Here is a 20,730-nt window from a genome sequence, read left to right on the forward strand (position 1 = left end):
GCCTATGCCCCCAGAACACTTTGTCCACAGACCCGCAATGCCTGGCCGGTGAAGGCTCCGGTGCCCGGTTGCGCCAGCCACGCGACGGCTTCGGCGACGTCTTGCGGCAAGCCGCCCTGGCCCAGCGAACTCATGCGCCGTCCGGCCTCGCGCAAGGAGAACGGGATGTGCGCGGTCATCTGGGTTTCGATGAAGCCCGGGGCCACAGCGTTGATGCTGATGCCGCGTTCGTGCAGCGTCGGCGCCCAGGCCTGCGCCAGGCCGATCAGTCCGGCCTTGCTCGCGGCGTAGTTGGTCTGTCCGCGATTGCCGGCGATGCCACTGATCGAGGCCAGCAGAATCACCCGCGCATTGTCGTGCAGGGTGCCGCTGTCGAGCAGGGCCTTGGTCAGCACCTGCGGGGCATTGAGGTTGACCGCCAGCACCGCATCCCAGAACTCCGGGGTCATGTTGGCCAGGGTCTTGTCGCGGGTGATCCCGGCGTTGTGCACCAGAATCTCGAGGCCGTCCGGCAGCTGTTCGACCAGTTGCGCTGCGGCGTCGTCGGCGCAGATGTCGAGGGTGATCGCCCGGCCACCGAGGCGCGCGGCGAGGGCTTCCAGATCGGTCTTGGCCGGCGGCACATCGAGCAGAATCACCTCGGCGCCGTCGCGGGCCAGGGTTTCGGCGATTGATGCGCCGATCCCGCGTGCCGCGCCGGTGACCAGCGCCTTGCGTCCGGCCAATGGCCGGGTCCAGTCGCTGACGGGTGTAGTGCACGCGGACAGGCGAATCACCTGTCCGGAGACAAAGGCACTTTTTGGTGAGAGGAAAAACCGCAACGGCCCCTCAAGCTGATCTTCGGCGCCCTCACCGACATAGATCAGTTGCAGCGTGCCGCCGCTGCGCAGCTCCTTGGCCAGCGAACGCGAAAAGCCTTCGAGCGCTCGCTGTGCACTGGACGCAAACGGATCGCGCAGGGTTTCCGGGGCGCGGCCCAGGATCACCAGGTGTGCGCTGCTGTCGAGGTTTTTCATCAATGGCTGGAAGAACTCGCGCAGCTGTTTGAGCTGGTCGGTGTGCTGCAGGTCGCTGGCGTCGAACACCACGGCCTTGAGTTTAGGCCCGTGCCCGGGAATCCACGCGGTGGCCAGCGACGGTTCAGTGCCGTAGCTGTAGATCGCATCGGTCAGGCGGTTGGCGAACGCATTGACCCGCTCGGCCAGCGGCCCGCCACCGATCAACAGCGCGCCGTCCACCGGCCGCAGGCGTCCGGCCTGCCAGCGTTCCAGCCGCACCGGCGACGGCAGGCCCAAAGCCCCGACCAGACGGTGGCCGATGGATGAGTTGGCGAAGTCGATATAGCGGTCAGACATGGAACGCTCTCCAAAAGTTGGGGTTCAAAGTGTGGACTACCAACGGCAATCAATCGTTCGATCCACGCAATAAGGCCTACGCTAGAACAGCAGAGTAGACCACCATCCCTGTGGGAGCTGGCTTGCCAGCGATGGCGGAGTGTCAGCCACTGGAAATGCTGGAGGTGCCGGCCCTATCGCTGGCAAGCCAGCTCCCACAGGGGTTTCCATGAATTCGGATCAACAAGGAGCTTTTCATGAGTCAGCTGCGCCGCGTCGCCATCATCGGTGGTAACCGTATTCCTTTCGCCCGTTCCAACGGGCCGTACGCCACTGCCAGCAATCAGGTGATGCTCACTGCTGCCCTGGAAGGCCTGATCGAACGCTACAACCTGCACGGCCAGCGCATCGGCGAAGTGGTGGCCGGTGCGGTGCTCAAATTGTCACGGGATATGAATCTGACCCGCGAATGTGTGCTCGGCTCGCGCCTCTCACCGGCCACCCCGGCCTATGACATCCAGCAAGCCTGCGGCACCGGGCTGGAGGCAGCGCTGCTGGTGGCCAACAAAATCGCCCTCGGCCAGATTGACTGCGGCATTGCCGGTGGCGTCGACACCACCTCGGACGCGCCGATCAGCGTCAGCGAAGGCTTGCGCAAAATCCTCCTGCAGGCCAACCGCGCCAAGACCACCGGCGACAAGCTGAAAACCTTTCTGCAACTGCGTCCGCGACACCTGATCCCGGAGTTTCCGCGTAACGGCGAACCGCGCACCGGCCTGTCGATGGGCCAGCACTGCGAACTGATGGCGCAGACCTGGAACATCCCCCGTGAGGAGCAGGATCAACTGGCCCTCGAAAGCCATCACAAACTCGCCGCGTCCTACAGTGAAGGCTGGCACAACGATCTGATGACGCCTTTCCTCGGCCTGACCCGCGACAACAACCTGCGCCCGGACCTGACCCTGGAAAAACTCGCCACGCTCAAACCCGCTTTCGAAAAAAGCGCGAAGGGCACGCTGACGGCAGGCAACTCCACGCCACTCACCGACGGCGCCTCAGTGGTGCTGCTGGGCAGCGAGGAATGGGCGAAAGAACGTGGTCTGCCGATCCTCGCCTACCTGCGCGATGGCGAAGCGGCGGCGGTGGATTTCGTCAACGGCGCCGAAGGCCTGTTGATGGCGCCGGTGTATGCCGTGCCGCGCTTGCTGGCGCGTAATGGGTTGACCCTGCAAGACTTCGATTACTACGAAATTCACGAAGCGTTTGCCGCGCAGGTGCTGTGCACGCTCAAGGCCTGGGAAGACCCCGAATACTGCAAGACGCGTTTGGGGCTGGACGCACCGCTGGGTTCGATCGACCGCAGCCGGCTGAATGTGAAAGGCAGCTCGCTGGCGGCGGGGCATCCGTTTGCCGCGACCGGCGGGCGGATTGTCGCCAACCTGGCAAAACTGCTGGATGCGGCGGGCAAGGGCAGGGGGCTGATTTCGATCTGTGCCGCTGGCGGCCAGGGTGTCACCGCGATTATCGAACGTTGAGCGCAATCCCCCTGTGGGAGCGGGCTTGCTCGCGAAGGGGCCGTGTCAGTTACTGTAATTATGGCTGACATACCGCCTTCGCGAGCAAGCCCGCTCCCACAGGAGGGAAATGCATGCGATGTCAGATTCTGTCGCAAATGCCCTCGACGGCCGATAACTACAAGCAAGGTCGGCTCGGCTATGATCGGCAAACCTCGATTATTTCGGCACAGTGTGTGCATCCACAGGGTTCACAGGTCGGCAACCCCTCCCCGTAGCGCGAGGATTGCCGTATAACGAGTGACATTCGCGTGTTTGGTAATAAAGGACCCACAATAAAAGCTGATGAAGACTCCAAAACGCATTGAACCCCTGATCGAAGACGGTCTGGTCGACGAAGTGCTGCGCCCACTCATGAGTGGTAAAGAAGCAGCTGTTTATGTGGTGCGCTGCGGTAACCAGTTACGTTGCGCGAAGGTTTACAAGGAGGCGAACAAACGCAGTTTCCGCCAGGCAGCCGAGTATCAGGAAGGCCGCAAGGTGCGTAACAGCCGGCAGGCGCGAGCGATGGCCAAGGGTTCGAAATTCGGTCGCAAAGAGACCGAAGACGCCTGGCAGAACGCCGAAGTCGCGGCGCTGTTCCGTCTGGCCGGTGCCGGCGTGCGAGTGCCCAAGCCATACGACTTTCTGGATGGCGTGCTGCTGATGGAACTGGTGGCCGATGAGTACGGCGATGCCGCGCCGCGTCTGAACGACGTGGTGCTGGAGCCGGATCAGGCCCGCGAGTATCACGCGTTCCTGATCTCGCAGATCGTGCTGATGTTGTGTACCGGTCTGGTGCACGGTGACCTCTCGGAGTTCAACGTGCTGCTGACCCCGACCGGCCCGGTGATCATCGACCTGCCGCAGGCGGTGGATGCCGCTGGCAACAACCACGCGTTCAGCATGCTCGAGCGCGATGTGGGCAACATGGCTTCGTACTTCGGGCGCTTTGCCCCGGAGCTGAAGCAGACCCGCTACGCGAAAGAAATGTGGGCGCTGTACGAAGCCGGCACCTTGCACCCCAACAGCGTGCTGACCGGTGAGTTCGACGATCCGGAAGATCTGGCCGACGTTGGCGGTGTATTGCGCGAGATTGAAGCGGCGCGGCTCGACGAAGAGCGCAAGCAGGCGATCCGTGCGGCGGATGACGAGCCCAAGGGCAAGTCCGACGAACCGCCTCCGCCACCGTGGATGCAGTAAGCGCATGAACAGAAACCCGGCTTCGGCCGGGTTTTTTGTGCCTGCCGCATTTCCAGAACCACCGCAGATCCCCTGTGGGAGCGGGCTTGCTCGCGAAGGGGCCGTATCAGCCGCCATCCTTGTTGGCTGACACTCCGCCTTCGCGGGCAAGCCCGCTCCCACAGGGATTTGTGGTGTTCCTGGAATGTGTGTGGGAATCTTGTCGCCCCTCGCACACTCAAGGATTGAATGTGAACGCCCGCCTCATCATCACCGCCCGGCTGATCTCCGACTTCGGCGCCTTCCTCAACATGGTCGCGCTGGCGACTTACGTTTACCTGCTGAGCAACAGCGCCATGAGCGTCGGGATCTTTCTCGCCAGCCGGGTTGGCGGGGGGATTTTTGCCAGTCTGATCGGTACGCGCTTCTATCGGCGCTGGAGTGGCCGGGTGCCGCTGATCGCTTTCGATCTGCTGCGCGCGACGTTGCTCGGCCTGCTATTGATCCTGCCGCTGAGCCAGCAGGCGTTGCTGTTACCGGTGATCGCCTTCGGCCTGGGTTTTGGCAATTCGATGTTCGCCATCGGCCTCAACAGCCAGTTGCCGAGGCTGATCGACCCGGCGCAGCTACTGAAAACCAATGCCTGGATCACCTCGGCGTCATCCGCAGCGATGGTCGGCGGCAGCCTGGTGTCCGGCTTGCTGGTGGCGGCCTTCGGTTTCGAAACGGTCTTCGCGCTCAACGCACTGACCTATGTGCTGGCGGCGCTGTTGATTGCACCGTTGCGCTTCGCCGCTGCAGAAGTCAGCGAACAATCGACCAGCGAACGCGGCGAATGGTCAGCTCTGAAACAAGGCCTGCGCAGCGCTCCGGTGATCGCCGCGATGCTTGCCGTGACCATGGCCGACACCTTGGGCAGTGCCGCGACAACGTCGGGTTCCCGATCATCTCCAAACTGCTGACACCCGATTCGGCCAGCACCACGCTGGGCCTGATGCTGGCGGTGTGGGCCAGCGGCAAACTGCTGGGTGCGCGGATTGCCAGTCGCCTCAAAGGCACGGATAACCGTGATCTGGAGCGACGGTATTTCTTCGGCGTGGCGTTGATGTCTTGCGGTTTTATCCTGATGTTCCAGCAGCACAGCCTTCTCGGTCTGCTGCTGTTTTCCCTGCCGGCGGGGCTGGGTGATGGCGTTTCCGAAGTCAGCCTGATGTCGCGCCTGCAACGTGAGCCGGAGCATTTGCGCCTGCCGATTTTCAGTTTCCTGACCTTGCTGCAAATGACCGGGTTCGGCGTCGGCATGCTGGTTGCCGCGCCGTTTTACGGCTGGTGGACACCGGGTACCGTGGTCATGCTGTTCCACGGCATCCCGCTCGGCACCTTGTTGGCCGTGAAGTGGCTGGCGCTCAGGCGCGGGCGGGTTGCGCGCAGCAGCCCGACGCCAGCTCCTTGAGGATCGGACAGTCGGGGCGATGGTCGCCATTACAGTGCTCGACCAGATCCTGCAGGGTGTCGCGCAATTCGCCGAGCTCGCGGATCTTCTGATTCAGCTCGTCGATGTGCTGACGGGCCAGCGCTTTCACATCGGCACTGGCGCGCTGGCGATCCTGCCACAGGGTCAGCAGCTTGCCGACTTCCTCCAGGGAAAACCCCAGATCCCGCGAACGCTTGATGAACGCCAGGGTGTGCAGATCATCGTCGCTGTAGATCCGGTAGCCGCTGTCAGTGCGATGGGCAGCCTTGAGCAGGCCGATCGACTCGTAATAGCGGATCATCTTTGCGCTCAGGCCACTGTGCCGGGCCGCTTGGCCGATGTTCATCGCTGTTCCTCCAGATCCTTCGGTTTCCAGGTTTTCAACAGTAGCGCATTGCTCACCACGCTGACGCTCGACAGCGCCATCGCCGCACCGGCCAGCACCGGATTGAGGAAGCCGAGCGCTGCCAGCGGAATGCCGATCAGGTTGTAGACGAAGGCCCAGAACAGGTTCTGGCGGATCTTCGCGTAAGTCTTGCGGCTGATCTCCAGCGCTGCCGGCACCAGCCGTGGATCGCCGCGCATCAGAGTGATGCCGGCGGCGTGCATCGCTACGTCGGTGCCGCCGCCCATGGCGATGCCAATGTCGGCCGCCGCCAGTGCCGGGGCGTCGTTGATGCCGTCGCCGACCATCGCCACCACGCCGGTTTTCTTCAGTTCGGCGACGGTCGCGGCTTTGTCGGCGGGGAGCACTTCGGCATGAACGTTTTCAATGCCCAGCGCCTCGGCCACCACGCGCGCACTGCCACGGTTGTCGCCGGTCAGCAGATGGCTGTGAATACCGCGGACGGCCAGTTGCTGCACGGCTTGCAGTGCGCCGGGCTTGAGCGTGTCGCCGAAGGCGAACAAGCCGAGTACACGCGGTTCCGGGCTTTGCTCGATCAGCCACGACAGGGTTCGGCCTTGGCTTTCCCAGGCCTTTGCGGACTCGGCGAGATTGCCCGCGCTCTGGCCACTTTCTTCCAGCAAGCGCCGATTGCCCAGCGCCAGGCGCCGACCATCAAGCGTGCCAGCGATACCGCGTCCGGTCAGGGCTTGGCTGTCGCTGACATCCGGCACGCTCAGGTCACGCTCGGCGGCCGCGTCCAACACGGCTTTGGCCAGCGGATGCTCGCTGCCGCGTTGCAGGGCACCGGCCAGTCTCAGCAGAGTATTTTCATCGCCATCCAGCGCACTGAAATGGGCGATACGCGGGGTGCCGGAAGTCAGCGTGCCGGTCTTGTCGAAGACCACGTTGTCGACTGCATGGGCACGTTCCAGCGCTTCGGCATCTTTGATCAGAATCCCATGGCGCGCAGCCACGCCGGTGCCGGCCATGATTGCCGTCGGGGTAGCGAGGCCCAGGGCACACGGACAGGCGATCACCAGCACGGCGACGGCGTTGATCAACGCGGTTTCCATGGGTGCGCCGTACAGCCACCAGCCAATCAGGGTGGCGAGGGCAATCAGCAACACGGTGGGCACGAACACCTGGCTGACTTTATCCACCAGTTTCTGGATCGGCGCTTTCGCTGCCTGAGCGTCCTCGACCAGACGGATGATCCGCGCCAGCACGCTTTCTGCACCGAGGGCGGTGGTGCGCACCAGCAAGCGACCTTCACCGTTGATCGCGCCGCCGGTGACTTTGTCGCCCGGCTGTTTTGGCACCGGCAGGCTTTCGCCGCTGATTAGCGCTTCGTCCGCGTGGCTCTGACCTTCGAGCACTTCGCCGTCGACCGGGAAGCGTTCGCCGGGTTTGACCAGCACCTGATCATTCAGGCGCAGAGCGCTGATCGCCACGTCTTGCTCGCGACCGTCAATGACCTGAATCGCCCGTTCCGGACGCAAGGCTTCGAGGGCGCGGATGGCGCTGGCGGTCTGGCGTTTGGCGCGGCTTTCCAGGTATTTGCCGAGGAGCACCAGGGCGATCACCACCGCCGAGGCTTCGAAATACAGATGCGGCATGCGCCCGGCGGCGGTGGCCCATTCGTACAGGCTCAAGCCATAACCGGCGCTGGTGCCGAGGGCCACCAGCAAGTCCATGTTACCGGCGCCGGCGCGCACGGCTTTCCACGCGGCCACGTAGAAACGTGCACCGAAAATGAATTGCACCGGGGTGGCGAGGGCGAATTGCGCCCAGGCCGGAAGCATCCAGTGAGTGCCGAACGGTTGCAGCAGCATCGGCAACACCAGCGGCAACGCCAGGACGATCACGCAGATCAGCGCCCAGCGTTCATGTTGCAGGCGCTGTTGCTGGTTATCGGTGGCGGGGTGTTCGGCTTGCCAGACGCTGGCCGAGTAACCGGCCTTGCTTACAGCATCGAGCAGCGACTGAATGTCGACCTGACCGAGCCATTCGAGGTGTGCGCGTTCGTTGGCGAGGTTGACGCTGACGCTCTTCACCCCGGGGACTTTGTTCAGGGCGCGCTCGACGCGACCGACGCACGAGGCGCAGGTCATGCCGTCGATGTTCAATTCCACCGTCTGCTGCGGCACGCTGTAGCCGGCACGTTCAACCGCCTCCATCAACGCCGGCAAGCTGTCACCAGGCGCCTGGACGCGGGCCTGTTCGGTGGCGAGATTGACGCTGACGGCACTGGCGCCGCTGACTTTGCGCAACGCCCGCTCGACACGCCCGGCGCAACTGGCGCAGGTCATGCCGGCAATCGGCAGATCGAAAGTGATGGAATCGGACATCGGTCTTACTCCCTGTAGAAGATGCCTACAAGGATCAACCTTGCCACGCGGGCAAGGTCAAGCGCCAATATTTGACTCACTACAAAAACAGTGTGGGAGCGGGCTTGCTCGCGAATGCGCTGTGTCAGTCAACATCATCGCTGAATGACACAGCGCATTTGCGAGCAAGCCCGCTCCCACATTTGGAGTTTTGCTTAGTATTCGAGGGCGGCAGGTCGCAGGTACAAGCCTTTGGCATTTGCCGCGATCCGGTACTTGAGCACATCGCCGGCCTTAAGCGAGATCTCCTGCGCCGGCGGCGCGAGCATGCCTGCCTGGCAACCCGGCACTTGGCCAGGCAATTGTTTCAGACGGATGGAAATCGTCCCGTGGGGCAGGTTGAACGAAGTGGTCTGTTCCTGAAGCAGGCGCGCTGCCAGTTCATCATTGACGTACACGCCAATCTCGCAGGGAGTCGGCACTTCCAGACGCTCGCGCGAGATGATCAGAACGGCGTAGTCCTCACCGGTCGCGTTGGCCTGGGGCAGGGCGGCAAAGAGGCTGAGCAAGCCAAACAGGCTGAAAGCTGACCAGCGCATGGCTGAATCTCCTGAATTTGAGTCATTGATGCACGCAGCTTGGCTGAGCGCGACGCCGATTGCCAGCCCGGCAGTTTTCTGCAGAACTTGACCTTGCCATGGTGGCAAGCTCGACACTGCCGGCAACCTCACTCAAAGGAGTCCATCCATGCAAGTGTTCAACGTTCAAGGCATGTCCTGCGGCCACTGTGTCAAAGCCATCACCAACGCCGTGCAGGCGAAGGATCCGGCGGCCAGCGTACGGGTCGATCTGGCGGCAAAAGAAGTCGGCGTCGAGAGTTCGCTGAGTGCCGAGCAGGTGATCGAGGTGATCAGCGAAGAGGGCTACCCGGTAAAACTCGCCGGATAACGATAAATCCCTGTGGCGAGGGAGCTTGCTCCCGCCGGGTCGCGAAGCGGCCCTTTTTTTCAATTGAAAAACACTGGGCCTGCTGCGCAGTCCAGCGGGAGCAGATTTCAGGTGTAGGTCATCTGATTTCTAATAGTTAGCGAGCTATCGGAATGTTCAAGGTGTCTCAGCGCGGCTAGACTGTCGGGCTGCCGACTTCTATCCCACCTGGATGCCTGATGAACTTCCGTACCATTCTGATTCTCGGTGCCCTGAGCGCCTTCGGTCCGCTGGCGATCGACTTCTATTTGCCGGCGTTCCCGTCGATGGCGCTGGCCTTTGGCACTGATGAAAAGCATGTGCAACTGACCCTGGCAGCCTATTTCGCCGGTCTGTCGATCGGGCAGTTGCTGTATGGCCCGGTGGCCGACCGGTTTGGTCGGCGCCTGCCGCTGTTGGTCGGTGTCGGCCTGTTCACTCTGGCCTCGCTGGCCTGTGCCTACGCACCGAATCTGGAATGGCTGATCGGCGCGCGTTTCGTTCAGGCGCTGGGCGGCTGCGCGGGGATGGTGATTTCCCGGGCGGTGGTCAGTGACAAGTGCGATGCGGTCGGTTCGGCGAAAGTCTTTTCACAACTGATGCTGGTGATGGGATTGGCGCCGATTCTCGCGCCGTTGCTCGGCGGTCTGCTGGTCAATACCACGGGCTGGCAGTCGATCTTCCTCGCACTGACCGGCTTCAGCGCACTGGCCGCCCTCGCTGTGGCGCTGGGTCTGCCGGAAAGTCTGCCGGACTACGTGCCGCGCCAGCCGTTGTCCGGTGCGTTGCGCCAATACGGCCGGCTGTTTGGCGACCGGGTGTTTCTCGGCCACGCCCTGACCGGCGGTATCGCGGTCGCCGGGATGTTTTCCTATATCGCCGGTTCGCCGTTCGTCTTCATCAAACTGTACGGCGTACCCGCCGAGCATTTCGGCTGGCTGTTCGGCACCAATGCGGCGGGGTTCATTCTGGTGGCCCAGGTCAATGCGCGGCTGTTGGCCAAGCGCGGTCCGGCATTCCTGCTGGCACGGGCGGTGTGGGTGTATCTGTTGGCCGGGGTTTCTTTGCTCGCGGTCAGCTCGCTGCACACCGAAGCGTTGTGGCCGCTGTTGATCCCGTTGTTCGTGTGTATCGCCAGCCTCGGCTGCATCCTGCCCAACGCAGCGGCGTGTGCAATGAACGGCCAGGGTGCGCGTGCCGGTAGTGCGTCGGCACTGATGGGCTGCCTGCAGTTCAGCGTGGCTTCCGGCGCGGCTTCGCTGGTGGGCGTTCTGCACGATGGCAGCGCCATGCCGATGGCCATGGTCATCAGCCTGTGCGGGTTGCTGGTGGTGAGCGTCGCGATGTACACCCGGCATTTGCAGAATGCCCGGGCGTTGGCGCAAGCACAGGCCGAAGCCTGACTGCCTCAGCCGACGGCGCGTTGCTGTCCGGGGTCGGGAATCCGATGGGGCGCGTGCAGGCGCGCTTCGAGGGTGCGGGTGAAGGCGAGCGCCTCGGCTTCACTGCGAAAGGTCACGGCGTGCTGGTCCAGGCGAACCTGCCATTGGGACTTTGCCACTTCTTTTATCAGGATCTTCATTACTGACCTCCCTTGTGTAAAAGATGCATCGCAGAGGCTTCGAGTGTAGACCTGAATACGATCGGATTTGTGACAACGATCAAGCATCTGACTGACGGCAAAAAATAGCGCCAGCCCTTGAAAGGACTGGCGCTGATGAAGACGTCCGGGTTTTCAGAAACTTTCTAAAACAATTTTGCCCTTGGCCTTGCCGCTTTCCAGCAGCTCATGCGCCCGGCGCAGGTTCGCCGCGTTGATCGTGCCGAAATGCTCGCCGACGGTGGTCTTCAACGTCCCCGCATCAATCAGCTCGGCCACGCGGTTGAGCAGCTTGTGCTGCTCGATCATGTCCGGTGTTTCGAACAGCGAGCGGGTGTACATGAACTCCCAGTGCAGCGACAGGCTCTTGCGCTTGAGCTGGCTCACGTTCAGCGACTTCGGATCGTCGATCAGCGCGAGTTTGCCTTGCGGGGCCAACGCCTCGACCAGTTGCTCCAGGTGCAGATCGGTCTGGGTCAGGCTGGCGACGTGGGTCACGTGATCGATGCCGGCGCGTTTCAGTTCCTCGCTCAGCGGCTGGCTGTGGTCGATCACCAGGTCGGCGCCCAGCTCCGTCACCCAGTCGCGAGTCTGTGCGCGGGACGCGGTGCCGATGACCTTCAGGCCGGTCAACTGGCTGGCCAGTTGGGTGAGGATCGAACCGACGCCGCCAGCGGCGCCGACGATCAGCAGGCTTTGACCTTCTTCGGTCTTGCCCTCACGGATCTGCAGGCGTTCGAACAGCAGTTCCCACGCGGTGATCGCGGTCAGCGGCAGCGCGGCGGCTTCGGCAAAACCGAGGGATTTGGGCATGTGGCCAACAATGCGCTCATCGACCACGTGCAGCTCGCTGTTGCCACCGGCACGGGCGATGGAGCCGGCGTAAAACACTTTGTCGCCGGCCTTGAACAGCGTCACTTCACTGCCGACGGCTTTGACCACACCGGCGACGTCCCAGCCCAGTACTTTTGCTGCGCCGTTTTCCGGCGCCACGTTCTGCCGCACCTTGGTGTCCACCGGGTTGACCGAGATGGCTTTGACTTCCACCAGCAGGTCGCGCGGGCCGGCGACCGGCTCCGGCAGTTCGATGTCTTGCAGGGATTTTTCGTCGCTGATCGGCAGAGAGGCGTAATAGGCGATGGCTTTCATGACTTGCTCCGTAACGGTAATAGAAGAAGGGCTCAGGCGATGGCGCCCAGACGTTTCAATTGGAAGTGTTCGATGCAGTGGCCGGCGGCGGCGTGGAGTTTCTGAAAATGCGCGCTGGCGTTGTGCGCCGAAAGGATTTCCTCGCTGGCCCAGTGTTCGATCACATAAAAGGTCAGCGGATCGGCCAGGTCGCGATGCAGGTCGTACTGGCTGCAGCCTTCTTCGGCGCGACTCGGCTCAACCAGTTCGCGCAGGGCGTTTTCGAGGGTGTCCTGCTGGCCGGGTTTGGCGATCAGGGTGGCGATGGCGGTGAATGCTTGGGACATGTTTGGCTCCAGTCGCGGGATAAATTCGCTTGAATCCATCATTGGCTATTTCTCGGCGCGATAAAACCGGCTAAAAGAGCAGTCTCTTTCAATATTTTTTTGATAATCGAGGCTGAGAATGCTGCGTTTCGACGATTTGCAGTTGTTCGTTCGCGCGGCGGATCTGGGCAGTCTGTCGGCAGCGGCGCGGGTGATGGACATGTCCGCGGCAGTGGCCAGCGCCGCGCTCAAACGCATCGAACAGCAACTGGGCGTGCGTTTGCTGGCGCGCTCGACCCGCAGTCTGCGTCTGACCGCCGAGGGCGAAGGCTTCCTTGAATACGCGCGGGCCGCGTTGAGTTCGCTGGACGAAGGCCGGCGATTTCTCTCCAGCGCGCAGGATCAGGTCAGCGGCATCCTGCAGTTGTCGGCGCCTTCTGATTTCGGGCGCAACCTGCTGTTGCCGTGGCTCGACGAGTTTCAGCGCGAGCATCCGAAACTGACCGTGCGCCTGTTGCTCGGTGATCGCATCGCCGACCTGTTCCGCCAGCCGGTGGACATCGCCCTGCGTTATGGCGAACCGGAGGATTCGAGCCTGGTGGCCCTGCCCATCGCTCCGGACAATCGCCGCGTGCTCTGCGCGTCGCCGGCATACCTGGCGCGCCACGGTGAGCCGCGTCAGCTCGAACAACTGGCGCAGCACAATTGCCTGCTGTACATGCTCGGCAGCCGCGTGCACGACCATTGGAGTTTTCATGACGGCAAACGTGAAGTCGGCCTGACGGTCAGTGGCGATCGCTTCAGTGATGACGCCGACGTCGTCCGGTTGTGGGCGGTGGCGGGGGCGGGCATCGCCTACAAATCGTGGCTCGATGTCGGCGCGGATGTGCTCGCCGGGCGCCTCAAAGTGTTGCTGCCAGAGCTGCTCTGTGAGCGTGCTCCGCTGAATCTGTTGTGCGCCCATCGCGCACAATTGAGTAAGCCGGTGAACCTTTTGAGGGAGATGCTCGCCAGCCGATGCGCCGAATTGAGTAGTCAATTTCCCCATTTCCCGAAAGTTGATCATTAGTCGCAGGCAATTAGCGAAATTTCACTCAGGAACTATCACCATTCGTGTCAGCCACGGCGCAGGAAGCAGCGTGCATCCCGCTTATACTAGCGACCGCCTCAAACCTGCACCGATAACCGGACAGGACTGAATCCGGCCGGTTTTTCAGAGCCGGGCGAGCGCTGCACAAACGCCGCGGACACTCCATTGACGGGTGCCGCAGCACCGGCCTGGCTTGCTCCGGTTCATGGCGTTTTACCCGTCTTGGCCGATGACCCATTACTGGTCAAGATGTCTTCGAGCAGTAGACGATACGATTCAACAGGGAGTGAATACATGGAACATGCACCTTGCATCAGCCAGATCGCCACGCTGCTGGCCGACCCCAAGCGCAGTGCGATGATGTGGGCGTTGATGGATGGCTCGGCACGCCAGACCGAAGAGCTGGCGCTGCTGGCAGGGTTGTCGCCATCTTCGGCCAGTGCGCATCTGGGGCGTTTGTCCGCCGGGGGCCTGTTGAAAGTCGAGGTCCGTGGGCGCAAGCGCTTTTTCCGTCTGGCAGCCCCGGAGATCGCGGCGGCCATCGAAGCGCTGGCCAGTGCCACGATCGCCAGCGCACCGCGGGAAATTCCTCACGTATTCAAACGCTCGGCACCGAGCGCCAATCCCCGGACTGCGCCGTCTTCACTGCTGCGTGCGCGCTTTTGCGATGATCATTTGGGTGGCACGCTGGCCGCCGATCTGTATCAGCGTCTGCTCGATGCCGGCTGGCTCGAACAGATCGAGCAGCGGGTCGTGGTGACCCTCAAAGGCTCGACGCAACTGGCCAACCGCGGTGTGTTCATCCAGGCCCTCGCTCATCGCAAGGCTCAGGTGGCGTGCGCCTGTCCGGACTGGAGTGAACGTCGCCCGCACCTGGGCGGTTCACTCGGCGCGGCGGTGCTGCAACTGTTCATGCAGTCCGGCTGGCTGGTGCTGCCCAAGGACTCCCGAGCCTTGCAAGTGACCTCGGCCGGGCAGCGGGAAATCCAGCGGTTCGCCAAGGAAACCGAGCTGGAATTGGCGTAATAGAGCGTTCGCCGGCCGACACTTCGACGCTGGCGTCGCCTGTGACTGCGAACAGGTCGTATCCAGAAAAAGCGCTGAGGCGTTATCGCGCACACTCGATCCGCACACATTGCGGAGGGGATGGGCATGGATACGCGAGACTTCAGCGCGGCAGAACGCCTGGAACGGCTGCCGCTCAGCGGTTATCACCGGGTTATTTTCATCATCATTGCCCTGGCGTTCTTTTTCGACTCCATGGACCTGGCCATGATGACGTTCCTGCTCGGCTCGATCAAAACCGAGTTCGGCTTGAGCAGTGCACAAGCCGGCCTGCTCGCCAGTTCGAGTTTTTTCGGCATGGTGCTGGGGGCGTCGTTATCGGGGATGCTCGCCGACCGCTTCGGGCGCAAACCGGTGTTTCAGTGGAGCATCGTGTTGTGGGGCGTGGCCAGTTATCTGTGTTCGACCGCGCAAACGGTCGAGAGCCTGACGCTGTTCCGGATCCTGCTGGGGATCGGCATGGGCATGGAGTTTCCGATTGCACAGTCGATGCTTTCGGAGTTGATCCCGGCGCAGCGGCGCGGGCGCTACATTGCATTGATGGACGGTTTCTGGCCGCTGGGTTTTGTTGCCGCCGGGGTGCTGTCGTACTTTCTGCTGCCGCTGATTGGCTGGCGCGATATCTTCCTGGTGTTGGCGGTGCCGGCGGTGTTTGTGCTGGCGATCCGTTTCTTTATCCCCGAATCACCGCGCTGGCTGGAGCAAGCCGGACGCCATGAGGCGGCGGACAAGGTCCTGAGCGCAATAGAAACGCGCGTGCGCACGTCGCTCGGGGGGGCGACGCTGCCGGAGCCGGTGCGCCTGCCAAGAACAGTGACGCCGCCGGGCAACTTCTTCTCGGCGCTCAAGCAGATCTGGTCGCCGCAATATCGCCAGCGCACCACGATGATCTGGAGCCTGTGGTTTTTCGCCTTGCTCGGTTTCTACGGGCTGACATCGTGGCTCAGTGCGTTGTTGCAACAGTCGGGTTTCGCCGTGACCCAGTCGGTGTATTACACCGTGCTGATTTCTCTGGGCGGGATTCCCGGGTTTCTGATGGCAGCGTGGCTGGTGGAACGCTGGGGGCGCAAACCGGTGTGCATCGTGACGTTGCTCGGCGGCGGAGTGATGGCGTTTCTCTACGGGCAGAGTGCGGTGTTCGGCGGCAACGTCGCCTTGCTGATCAGCTCGGGGCTGCTGATGCAGTTTTTCCTGTTCGGCATGTGGGCGGTGCTCTACACCTACACGCCTGAGTTGTACCCGACTTCGGCGCGGGCCACAGGCTCGGGCTTTGCCTCGGCGATTGGCCGTGTCGGCTCGTTGCTCGGGCCGCTGGTGACCGGGCTGGTGTTCCCGATTACCGGGCAGGGCGGGGTGTTTGCGCTGGGGGCGCTGTGCTTTGCGATTGCGGCGGGGGTGGTGTGGCTGTTCGGGATGGAGACGCGCGGTAAAACCCTGGAAGAGCTGACTGAAGCAGAGATCGCTGGCTGAACACAGCACCCTGTGGGAGCGGGCTTGCTCGCGAAGGCGGTGTGTCATTCAACCAATATGTCGACTGACACACCGCCTTCGCGAGCAAGCCCGCTCCCACAGAGGATTTGCTTTGTACTTACGGTTTTACCAGACGCGCATCCAGGCTGTTCTGCGCCAGGCGCTTGGCCTGATCCTGGGTCATGCCCAGGTGTTCATGCAGCGCATGGAAGTTCTCGGTGACGTAGCCGCCGAAGTACGCCGGGTCATCGGAGTTGACGGTGACCTTCACCCCACGCTCTAGCATGTCGAGGATGTTGTGCTGCGACATGTGATCGAACACGCAGAGCTTGGTGTTCGACAGCGGGCACACGGTCAACGGGATCTGCTCGTCGATGATCCGCTGCATCAGGCGCTCGTCTTCGATGGCGCGTACGCCATGGTCGATACGCTGGATCTTCAGCAGGTCGATGGCTTCCCAGATGTACTCCGGCGGGCCTTCTTCACCGGCGTGGGCGACGGTCAGGAAACCCTCGTGGCGGGCGCGGTCGAACACACGCTGGAACTTGCTTGGCGGGTGACCCATCTCGGAGCTGTCGAGACCGACGGCGACAAACGCATCACGGAACGGCAGCGCCTGATCGAGGGTTTTCTGTGCTTCGTCTTCGCTCAGGTGGCGCAGGAAGCTCAGGATCAAACCGCTGGTGATGCCCAGTTGCTGTTCGCCATCCTTGAGTGCCGCGGCGATGCCGTTGAGTACCACTTCGAACGGGATGCCACGGTCGGTGTGGGTCTGCGGATCGAAGAACGGTTCGGTGTGAATCACGTTCTGCGCTTTGCAGCGCAGCAGGTAGGCCCAGGTCAGGTCGTAGAAGTCCTGCGAGGTGCGCAGCACGTCGGCGCCCTGGTAATACAGGTCGAGAAATTCCTGCAGGTTGTTGAAGGCGTAAGCCTTGCGCAGGGTTTCGACATCGCTCCACGGCAGGGCGATCTTGTTGCGTTCGGCCAGGGCGAACAGCAACTCAGGCTCCAGCGAGCCTTCCAGATGCAGGTGCAGTTCGGCCTTGGGCAGGGCGTTGAGCCAATCGTACATATTCTTTTCTCATCAGGTGCAGATGGCGGCCATTCTACAGATGCGCGCCGAAACAATTGGCAAAACCTGACCAAGCGATCCATCACACCGCTTGCGGCTCGCGCCGATAGGCGTAGGTATCGGCGAAGCGCGACAGCAGGAATTCGGCGCAGGTGGTGGTCGGATATTTCGCCGGATGCTGTGCGTCCTGGCAACCGGGCAGGCATTCGATACGGGTGTCCGGGTGCGGCTCGGCGAAGAACGGCATCGAATAGCGATCCACCCCCAGCGGGCTGATCACCCGATGCGGGGTCGAGCGATAACGGTCGTTGCTCCAGCGCGCCATCATGTCGCCGAGGTTGACCACGAAGGTGCCGTCAATCGGTGGCGCGTCGATCCATTCACCGTTGATGTTCTTCACTTGCAGGCCGCCGGCGCTGTCCTGGTAGAGCAGGGTGATGCAGCCGTAATCGGTGTGCGCTCCGGCGCCTTGCTGTTCGGCGCTGCTGGCGGTGTGGCGTGGTGGGTAGTGGATCATCCGCAGTACGCTGACCGGCTCAACGAAGCGCGAATCGAAGAAGTCGCGCTCGATCCCCAGCGCAATCGTCATCGCCCGCAGCAGGGTTTGCGCGAGGGCCTGCATGTCGAGGTAGTGCTGCTCCAGCAGCGTTTCCCAACCGGCTATTGGCGGATGACGATTCGGCCCGCGCAGCGGTTTTTCCGCGAGCACCTCGGGATGATCCGCCGGCAAGTGCAGGCCCATGTCGAAGGTTTCCTTGAGGTCGCTGGGTTTGTCCGGGTCGAGCTGTTCGGTGGCGATGGCGCCGTAGCCGCGATGGTGGCGGGTCTGGGTGATGTCGATCCTGAGTTTTTCTTCGGTCGGTTGCGCAAAAAAACGCTGGGCGTAGTCGAGCAGCGAGTCGATGCGCTGTGCGGAAATCGGGTGGCCCTTGATGTAGAAAAAGCCCCATTCGCGGCAGGCCTGGTCGATCTGTGCGGCGACGGCGGGCCAGGCGTTTTGGTCGTTGGTGTAGAGCGGTGAGATGTCGATGATCGGGAGCTGATCCATACACAATCCTTGAGAACACTGAAGATCCAAATGTGGGAGCGGGCTTGCTCGCGAAGGGGCCGTGTCAGTCAATACATGCGTTGGCTGATACACCGCTTTCGCGAGCAAGCCCGCTCCCACAGGGGAATGGTGGTGGGGCCGGAATTACTTCGGCATCTCTGCCTTCATCCCTTCCACGTAATAGTTCATCGACGCCAATTCGGCATTGGTTGCGCTCACCCCAGCAGGGATCTTCTCCACGCCGGCCTGATCCTTGATCGGCCCGGTGAACGGTTGCAACTTACCGCTCTTGATGTCGGCAATGATCTGCTCGGCCTCGGCTTTCACCGGTGCCGGAACCAGATCGCTGATCGGCAGTTCAACCGTGCCTTCCTTCAGCCCGCCCCAGTAGTCCTGGGATTTCCAGCTGTGGTCGATCACGCTCTGGGTCGCCTGAATGTAGTGCGGTGCCCAGTCGTTGACGATCGAAGTCAGCACCGCTTTCGGGCCGAAGTGCGCCATGTCCGAGGCGTAACCCACGGCGTACACGCCACGCCGTTCGGCGGCCTGAATCGGCGCCGGGCTGTCGGTGTGCTGGAACACTACGTCCACACCCTGATCGATCAGGGCGTTGGCGGCGTCGGCTTCCTTGCCCGGGTCAAACCACGAGTTGACCCACACCACTTTGATCTCGGTGCCGGGGTTGTACTTGTTCAGCGCCAGCTGGATGGCGTTGATGTCGCGGATCACTTCCGGAATCGGGAACGAGGCGACGTAACCGACCTTCTTGGTCTTGGTCATCTTCGCCGCGAGGAAGCCGCCGACGTAACGACCCTCGTAGGTGCGCGCGAGATAGGTGCCGAGGTTCTTGTCCTGCTTGTAGCCGGTGGCGTGTTCGAAGGTGACCTTGGGAAACTGTTTGGCGACTTTCAGCGTCGGGTTCATGTAGCCGAAGGAGGTGGTGAAGATCAGGTCGTAGTTGTCCTTGGCCATGTTGCGGATCACCCGCTCGGCGTCGGCGCCCTCGGCCACGTTCTCGACGTAATTGGTGCTGATCTGCGCGCCGAATTTCTCCGCCAGTGCCTTGCGCCCCTGTTCATGCTGATACGTCCAGCCGTGGTCGCCAATCGGGCCGATGTAGACAAAACCGACCTTCAGCGGATCGGCAGCGCTGGCGCTCAGACTGATCCCCAGACCGATGGCGGCGCACAGCAGTTTGTGCAGCGGACGTATTTGCATGAATTGGAGCTCCATTTTGTTGTGTGTGGTCAGGGGCAATGCAAATTGCTGACCAACAGGACAACAAACAATCCGAAACCGAGGTGCGGCCTTCGCGAGCAAGCCCGCTCCCACATTGGAATGCGATTCCCTGTGGGAGCGGGCTTGCTCGCGAAGAGGCCGGCGGGAACGATAAAAGTGCATGCCTGAAACCCGCTGCAATCGGTTGGTGCGCTAAGGTGTAACGAAACGTTAGCGCCGCGCCGCAGTCAGTAGCTCATTCGAATCTCTCGGCAAAAAGGCCCGCCATGCTCACGATCCTCAAGCAAGAAAGCTTTCTGCTGCTGGCGGTGATTGCCGCGTGCATCGCTTATCCGCTGGAACACTGGATGCTCCACAGCGGGCAGATCGTCGCGCTGATCTGCGGTCTGGTGCTGATCGCCTTCATCGTCGCCGCCTCGATGCGCGTCGCCCATCATGCCGAACTGCTCGCAGAAAAAGTCGGCGACCCCTACGGCACGATGATCCTGACCCTCGCTGCGGTGCTGGTGGAAGTGGTGATCCTGGCGATCATGATGAGCAACGAGGCGTCCGCCACGCTGGTGCGGGACACGATCTATTCGGCGGTGATGCTCGACATCAACGGCATCCTCGGCCTCGCCGCGTTGATGGGCGGGCTCAAGCACGGTGAGCAGTCGTACAACGATGATTCGGCACGCAGCTACAGCGTGATGATCCTCACCGCCATGGGCGTATCGATGGTGGTGCCGGAGTTTATTCCGGCGGCCAACTGGAAGATTTATTCAGCGTTCACCATCGGTGCGATGGTGGTGCTTTACGCGCTGTTCCTGCGCATGCAGGTCGGGCCGCACAGTTACTTTTTCAGCTACAGCTACCCGGATAAACGCCGCAAGAAAGAGCCGGTGGAAGATGAACCGAAACCGCTGAGCCTGACCTGGTCGATCGGCATTCTGGTGTTCGGCGTGGTGGTGATCGGCGCTCTGGCCGAAGTGATGTCCAAGACCCTCGATCTGGGCCTGGAAGGTACCGGTGCACCGCCGGTGATCACGGCGATTCTGGTGGCGGCGATTTCCGCGGCGCCGGAGATTCTGACGGCGTTGCGTGCCGCGTTGGCCAACCGCATGCAATCGGTGGTGAACATTGCGATGGGCGCGTCACTGTCGACGGTGATCCTGACGGTGCCGGTGATGGAAGCGATGGCGCTGTACACCGGTCAGCCGTTTCAGATGGCGATGACCCCGGTGCAGACGGTGATGATCTTCATCACGCTGATTGTCAGTGCGATCAACCTGAATGACGGCGAGACCAATGCCATCGAAGGCATGACTCACTTTGTGCTGTTTGCGACGTTTATCATGCTGTCCCTGCTCGGCCTTTAAGGACCTACACAAATCCAAATGTGGGAGGCGGGTTTCCCCGGGCGGGGGGGGGGGAGGGAGCCTGGTAGCGGAGGAGCGCCACCCCCCCCCGGCCCGCCCCCGCCCCCACG

The 20,730-nt window shown here is 62.1% G+C and carries 18 protein-coding genes and 1 pseudogene; 9 read left to right on the forward strand and 10 right to left on the reverse strand.

The genetic code is table 11. The annotated features are described in order from the left end of the window. Positions 1-2 precede the first annotated feature (2 nt). Positions 3-1,355, reverse strand: a complete 1,353-nt coding sequence (locus LVD08_RS17300) for a 3-oxoacyl-ACP reductase (protein ID WP_247268752.1) — start codon at positions 1,353-1,355, stop codon at positions 3-5. Positions 1,356-1,591: 236 nt separating this feature from the next. On the opposite strand from LVD08_RS17300, the gene LVD08_RS17305 reads away from it, so the two are divergent. From LVD08_RS17305 to LVD08_RS17315, 3 genes and pseudogenes are all read left to right on the forward strand, one after another. Next, positions 1,592-2,869, forward strand: a complete 1,278-nt coding sequence (locus LVD08_RS17305) for an acetyl-CoA C-acetyltransferase (RefSeq protein ID WP_047291079.1) — start codon at positions 1,592-1,594, stop codon at positions 2,867-2,869. 324 nt (positions 2,870-3,193) lie between these two features. Beyond that, positions 3,194-4,090 carry a PA4780 family RIO1-like protein kinase gene (locus LVD08_RS17310; protein WP_003221347.1) on the forward strand — a complete coding sequence of 299 codons (897 nt, stop codon included), beginning with the start codon at positions 3,194-3,196 and terminating at the stop codon, positions 4,088-4,090. Positions 4,091-4,380: 290 nt separating this feature from the next. Next, positions 4,381-5,522, forward strand: a pseudogene (locus LVD08_RS17315) (MFS transporter). On the opposite strand, the gene cueR reads toward LVD08_RS17315, so the two are convergent. The 3 genes from cueR to LVD08_RS17330 form a co-directional block, all read right to left on the reverse strand. After that, positions 5,476-5,889, reverse strand: coding sequence for a Cu(I)-responsive transcriptional regulator (gene cueR / locus LVD08_RS17320; RefSeq protein WP_047600471.1), 414 nt, complete (start codon positions 5,887-5,889; stop codon positions 5,476-5,478). The pseudogene LVD08_RS17315 and the gene cueR sit on opposite strands and share 47 nt — an antisense overlap. Then, the gene (locus tag LVD08_RS17325) at positions 5,886-8,279 is read right to left on the reverse strand and encodes a heavy metal translocating P-type ATPase (protein WP_247268753.1); all 2,394 of its coding nucleotides are present in this window, start codon (positions 8,277-8,279) and stop codon (positions 5,886-5,888) included. The genes cueR and LVD08_RS17325 overlap by 4 nt, the downstream gene beginning before the upstream one ends. A gap of 194 nt (positions 8,280-8,473) precedes the next feature. Further along, positions 8,474-8,857, reverse strand: coding sequence for a hypothetical protein (locus tag LVD08_RS17330; RefSeq protein ID WP_027613629.1), 384 nt, complete (start codon positions 8,855-8,857; stop codon positions 8,474-8,476). A 148-nt stretch (positions 8,858-9,005) separates the two neighbouring features. Between LVD08_RS17330 and LVD08_RS17335 the strand changes: the two genes are divergently transcribed. Both LVD08_RS17335 and LVD08_RS17340 read left to right on the forward strand, forming a co-directional pair. Beyond that, positions 9,006-9,206, forward strand: a complete 201-nt coding sequence (locus LVD08_RS17335) for a heavy-metal-associated domain-containing protein (RefSeq protein WP_096794848.1) — start codon at positions 9,006-9,008, stop codon at positions 9,204-9,206. Between the two features lie 218 nt (positions 9,207-9,424). Beyond that, positions 9,425-10,627 carry a multidrug effflux MFS transporter gene (locus LVD08_RS17340; RefSeq protein WP_150369575.1) on the forward strand — a complete coding sequence of 401 codons (1,203 nt, stop codon included), beginning with the start codon at positions 9,425-9,427 and terminating at the stop codon, positions 10,625-10,627. Positions 10,628-10,632: 5 nt separating this feature from the next. Here the strand turns inward: LVD08_RS17340 and LVD08_RS17345 are convergent, their stop codons facing one another. The 3 genes from LVD08_RS17345 to LVD08_RS17355 form a co-directional block, all read right to left on the reverse strand. Continuing rightward, on the reverse strand, positions 10,633-10,806 hold the full coding sequence (locus tag LVD08_RS17345) for a hypothetical protein (protein ID WP_166496092.1): 174 nt from the start codon (positions 10,804-10,806) through the stop codon (positions 10,633-10,635). Between the two features lie 153 nt (positions 10,807-10,959). Next, complete coding sequence (locus tag LVD08_RS17350; protein ID WP_247268754.1) at positions 10,960-11,973, reverse strand: zinc-binding alcohol dehydrogenase family protein; 1,014 nt, start codon at positions 11,971-11,973, stop codon at positions 10,960-10,962. Positions 11,974-12,005: 32 nt separating this feature from the next. Continuing rightward, positions 12,006-12,299: a putative quinol monooxygenase gene (locus LVD08_RS17355; protein WP_247268755.1), complete on the reverse strand. Its 294-nt coding sequence runs from the start codon at positions 12,297-12,299 to the stop codon at positions 12,006-12,008. Between the two features lie 118 nt (positions 12,300-12,417). Here LVD08_RS17355 and LVD08_RS17360 point away from each other — a divergent pair, with 118 nt between their 5' ends. The 3 genes from LVD08_RS17360 to LVD08_RS17370 all read left to right on the forward strand — a co-directional run bounded on the left by LVD08_RS17360 (position 12,418) and on the right by LVD08_RS17370 (position 15,903). Next, entirely contained in the window at positions 12,418-13,347 is a 930-nt protein-coding gene (locus LVD08_RS17360; protein ID WP_007962958.1) for a LysR family transcriptional regulator, read from the forward strand. 315 nt (positions 13,348-13,662) lie between these two features. Next, positions 13,663-14,394 carry an ArsR/SmtB family transcription factor gene (locus LVD08_RS17365; RefSeq protein WP_027613635.1) on the forward strand — a complete coding sequence of 244 codons (732 nt, stop codon included), beginning with the start codon at positions 13,663-13,665 and terminating at the stop codon, positions 14,392-14,394. A 126-nt stretch (positions 14,395-14,520) separates the two neighbouring features. Next, positions 14,521-15,903, forward strand: a complete 1,383-nt coding sequence (locus tag LVD08_RS17370) for an MFS transporter (protein ID WP_247268756.1) — start codon at positions 14,521-14,523, stop codon at positions 15,901-15,903. A gap of 118 nt (positions 15,904-16,021) precedes the next feature. On the opposite strand, the gene LVD08_RS17380 is transcribed toward LVD08_RS17370, so the two are convergent. The 3 genes from LVD08_RS17380 to LVD08_RS17390 form a co-directional block, all read right to left on the reverse strand. Beyond that, positions 16,022-16,975 (reverse strand): adenosine deaminase, encoded by a 954-nt coding sequence (locus LVD08_RS17380; RefSeq protein ID WP_003221371.1) that lies wholly within the window; start codon positions 16,973-16,975, stop codon positions 16,022-16,024. Between the two features lie 82 nt (positions 16,976-17,057). After that, positions 17,058-18,023, reverse strand: coding sequence for a 2-oxoglutarate and iron-dependent oxygenase domain-containing protein (locus tag LVD08_RS17385; protein WP_247268757.1), 966 nt, complete (start codon positions 18,021-18,023; stop codon positions 17,058-17,060). A 144-nt stretch (positions 18,024-18,167) separates the two neighbouring features. Further along, complete coding sequence (locus LVD08_RS17390) at positions 18,168-19,241, reverse strand: BMP family ABC transporter substrate-binding protein (protein ID WP_096794853.1); 1,074 nt, start codon at positions 19,239-19,241, stop codon at positions 18,168-18,170. A gap of 287 nt (positions 19,242-19,528) precedes the next feature. Between LVD08_RS17390 and LVD08_RS17395 the strand changes: the two genes are divergently transcribed. Then, positions 19,529-20,620: a calcium:proton antiporter gene (locus LVD08_RS17395; protein WP_096794854.1), complete on the forward strand. Its 1,092-nt coding sequence runs from the start codon at positions 19,529-19,531 to the stop codon at positions 20,618-20,620. Positions 20,621-20,730 lie beyond the last annotated feature (110 nt).

This window comes from Pseudomonas sp. YL2, from assembly GCF_023063025.1.
Classification (GTDB): domain Bacteria; phylum Pseudomonadota; class Gammaproteobacteria; order Pseudomonadales; family Pseudomonadaceae; genus Aquipseudomonas; species Aquipseudomonas putida_A.

Bases quoted from the DNA above. Each gene is read 5' to 3' on its own strand.
- LVD08_RS17325 (WP_247268753.1), bottom strand. From the start codon at position 8,279: ATGTCCGATTCCATCACTTTCGATCTGCCGATTGCCGGCATGACCTGC.
- LVD08_RS17360 (WP_007962958.1), top strand. From the start codon at position 12,418: ATGCTGCGTTTCGACGATTTGCAGTTGTTCGTTCGCGCGGCGGATCTG.
- LVD08_RS17370 (WP_247268756.1), top strand. From the start codon at position 14,521: ATGGATACGCGAGACTTCAGCGCGGCAGAACGCCTGGAACGGCTGCCG.
- LVD08_RS17330 (WP_027613629.1), bottom strand. From the start codon at position 8,857: ATGCGCTGGTCAGCTTTCAGCCTGTTTGGCTTGCTCAGCCTCTTTGCC.
- LVD08_RS17335 (WP_096794848.1), top strand. From the start codon at position 9,006: ATGCAAGTGTTCAACGTTCAAGGCATGTCCTGCGGCCACTGTGTCAAA.
- LVD08_RS17305 (WP_047291079.1), top strand. From the start codon at position 1,592: ATGAGTCAGCTGCGCCGCGTCGCCATCATCGGTGGTAACCGTATTCCT.
- LVD08_RS17365 (WP_027613635.1), top strand. From the start codon at position 13,663: ATGGAACATGCACCTTGCATCAGCCAGATCGCCACGCTGCTGGCCGAC.
- cueR (WP_047600471.1), bottom strand. From the start codon at position 5,889: ATGAACATCGGCCAAGCGGCCCGGCACAGTGGCCTGAGCGCAAAGATG.
- LVD08_RS17355 (WP_247268755.1), bottom strand. From the start codon at position 12,299: ATGTCCCAAGCATTCACCGCCATCGCCACCCTGATCGCCAAACCCGGC.
- LVD08_RS17340 (WP_150369575.1), top strand. From the start codon at position 9,425: ATGAACTTCCGTACCATTCTGATTCTCGGTGCCCTGAGCGCCTTCGGT.
- LVD08_RS17385 (WP_247268757.1), bottom strand. From the start codon at position 18,023: ATGGATCAGCTCCCGATCATCGACATCTCACCGCTCTACACCAACGAC.
- LVD08_RS17345 (WP_166496092.1), bottom strand. From the start codon at position 10,806: ATGAAGATCCTGATAAAAGAAGTGGCAAAGTCCCAATGGCAGGTTCGC.
- LVD08_RS17300 (WP_247268752.1), bottom strand. From the start codon at position 1,355: ATGTCTGACCGCTATATCGACTTCGCCAACTCATCCATCGGCCACCGT.
- LVD08_RS17395 (WP_096794854.1), top strand. From the start codon at position 19,529: ATGCTCACGATCCTCAAGCAAGAAAGCTTTCTGCTGCTGGCGGTGATT.
- LVD08_RS17350 (WP_247268754.1), bottom strand. From the start codon at position 11,973: ATGAAAGCCATCGCCTATTACGCCTCTCTGCCGATCAGCGACGAAAAA.
- LVD08_RS17310 (WP_003221347.1), top strand. From the start codon at position 3,194: ATGAAGACTCCAAAACGCATTGAACCCCTGATCGAAGACGGTCTGGTC.
- LVD08_RS17380 (WP_003221371.1), bottom strand. From the start codon at position 16,975: ATGTACGATTGGCTCAACGCCCTGCCCAAGGCCGAACTGCACCTGCAT.
- LVD08_RS17390 (WP_096794853.1), bottom strand. From the start codon at position 19,241: ATGCAAATACGTCCGCTGCACAAACTGCTGTGCGCCGCCATCGGTCTG.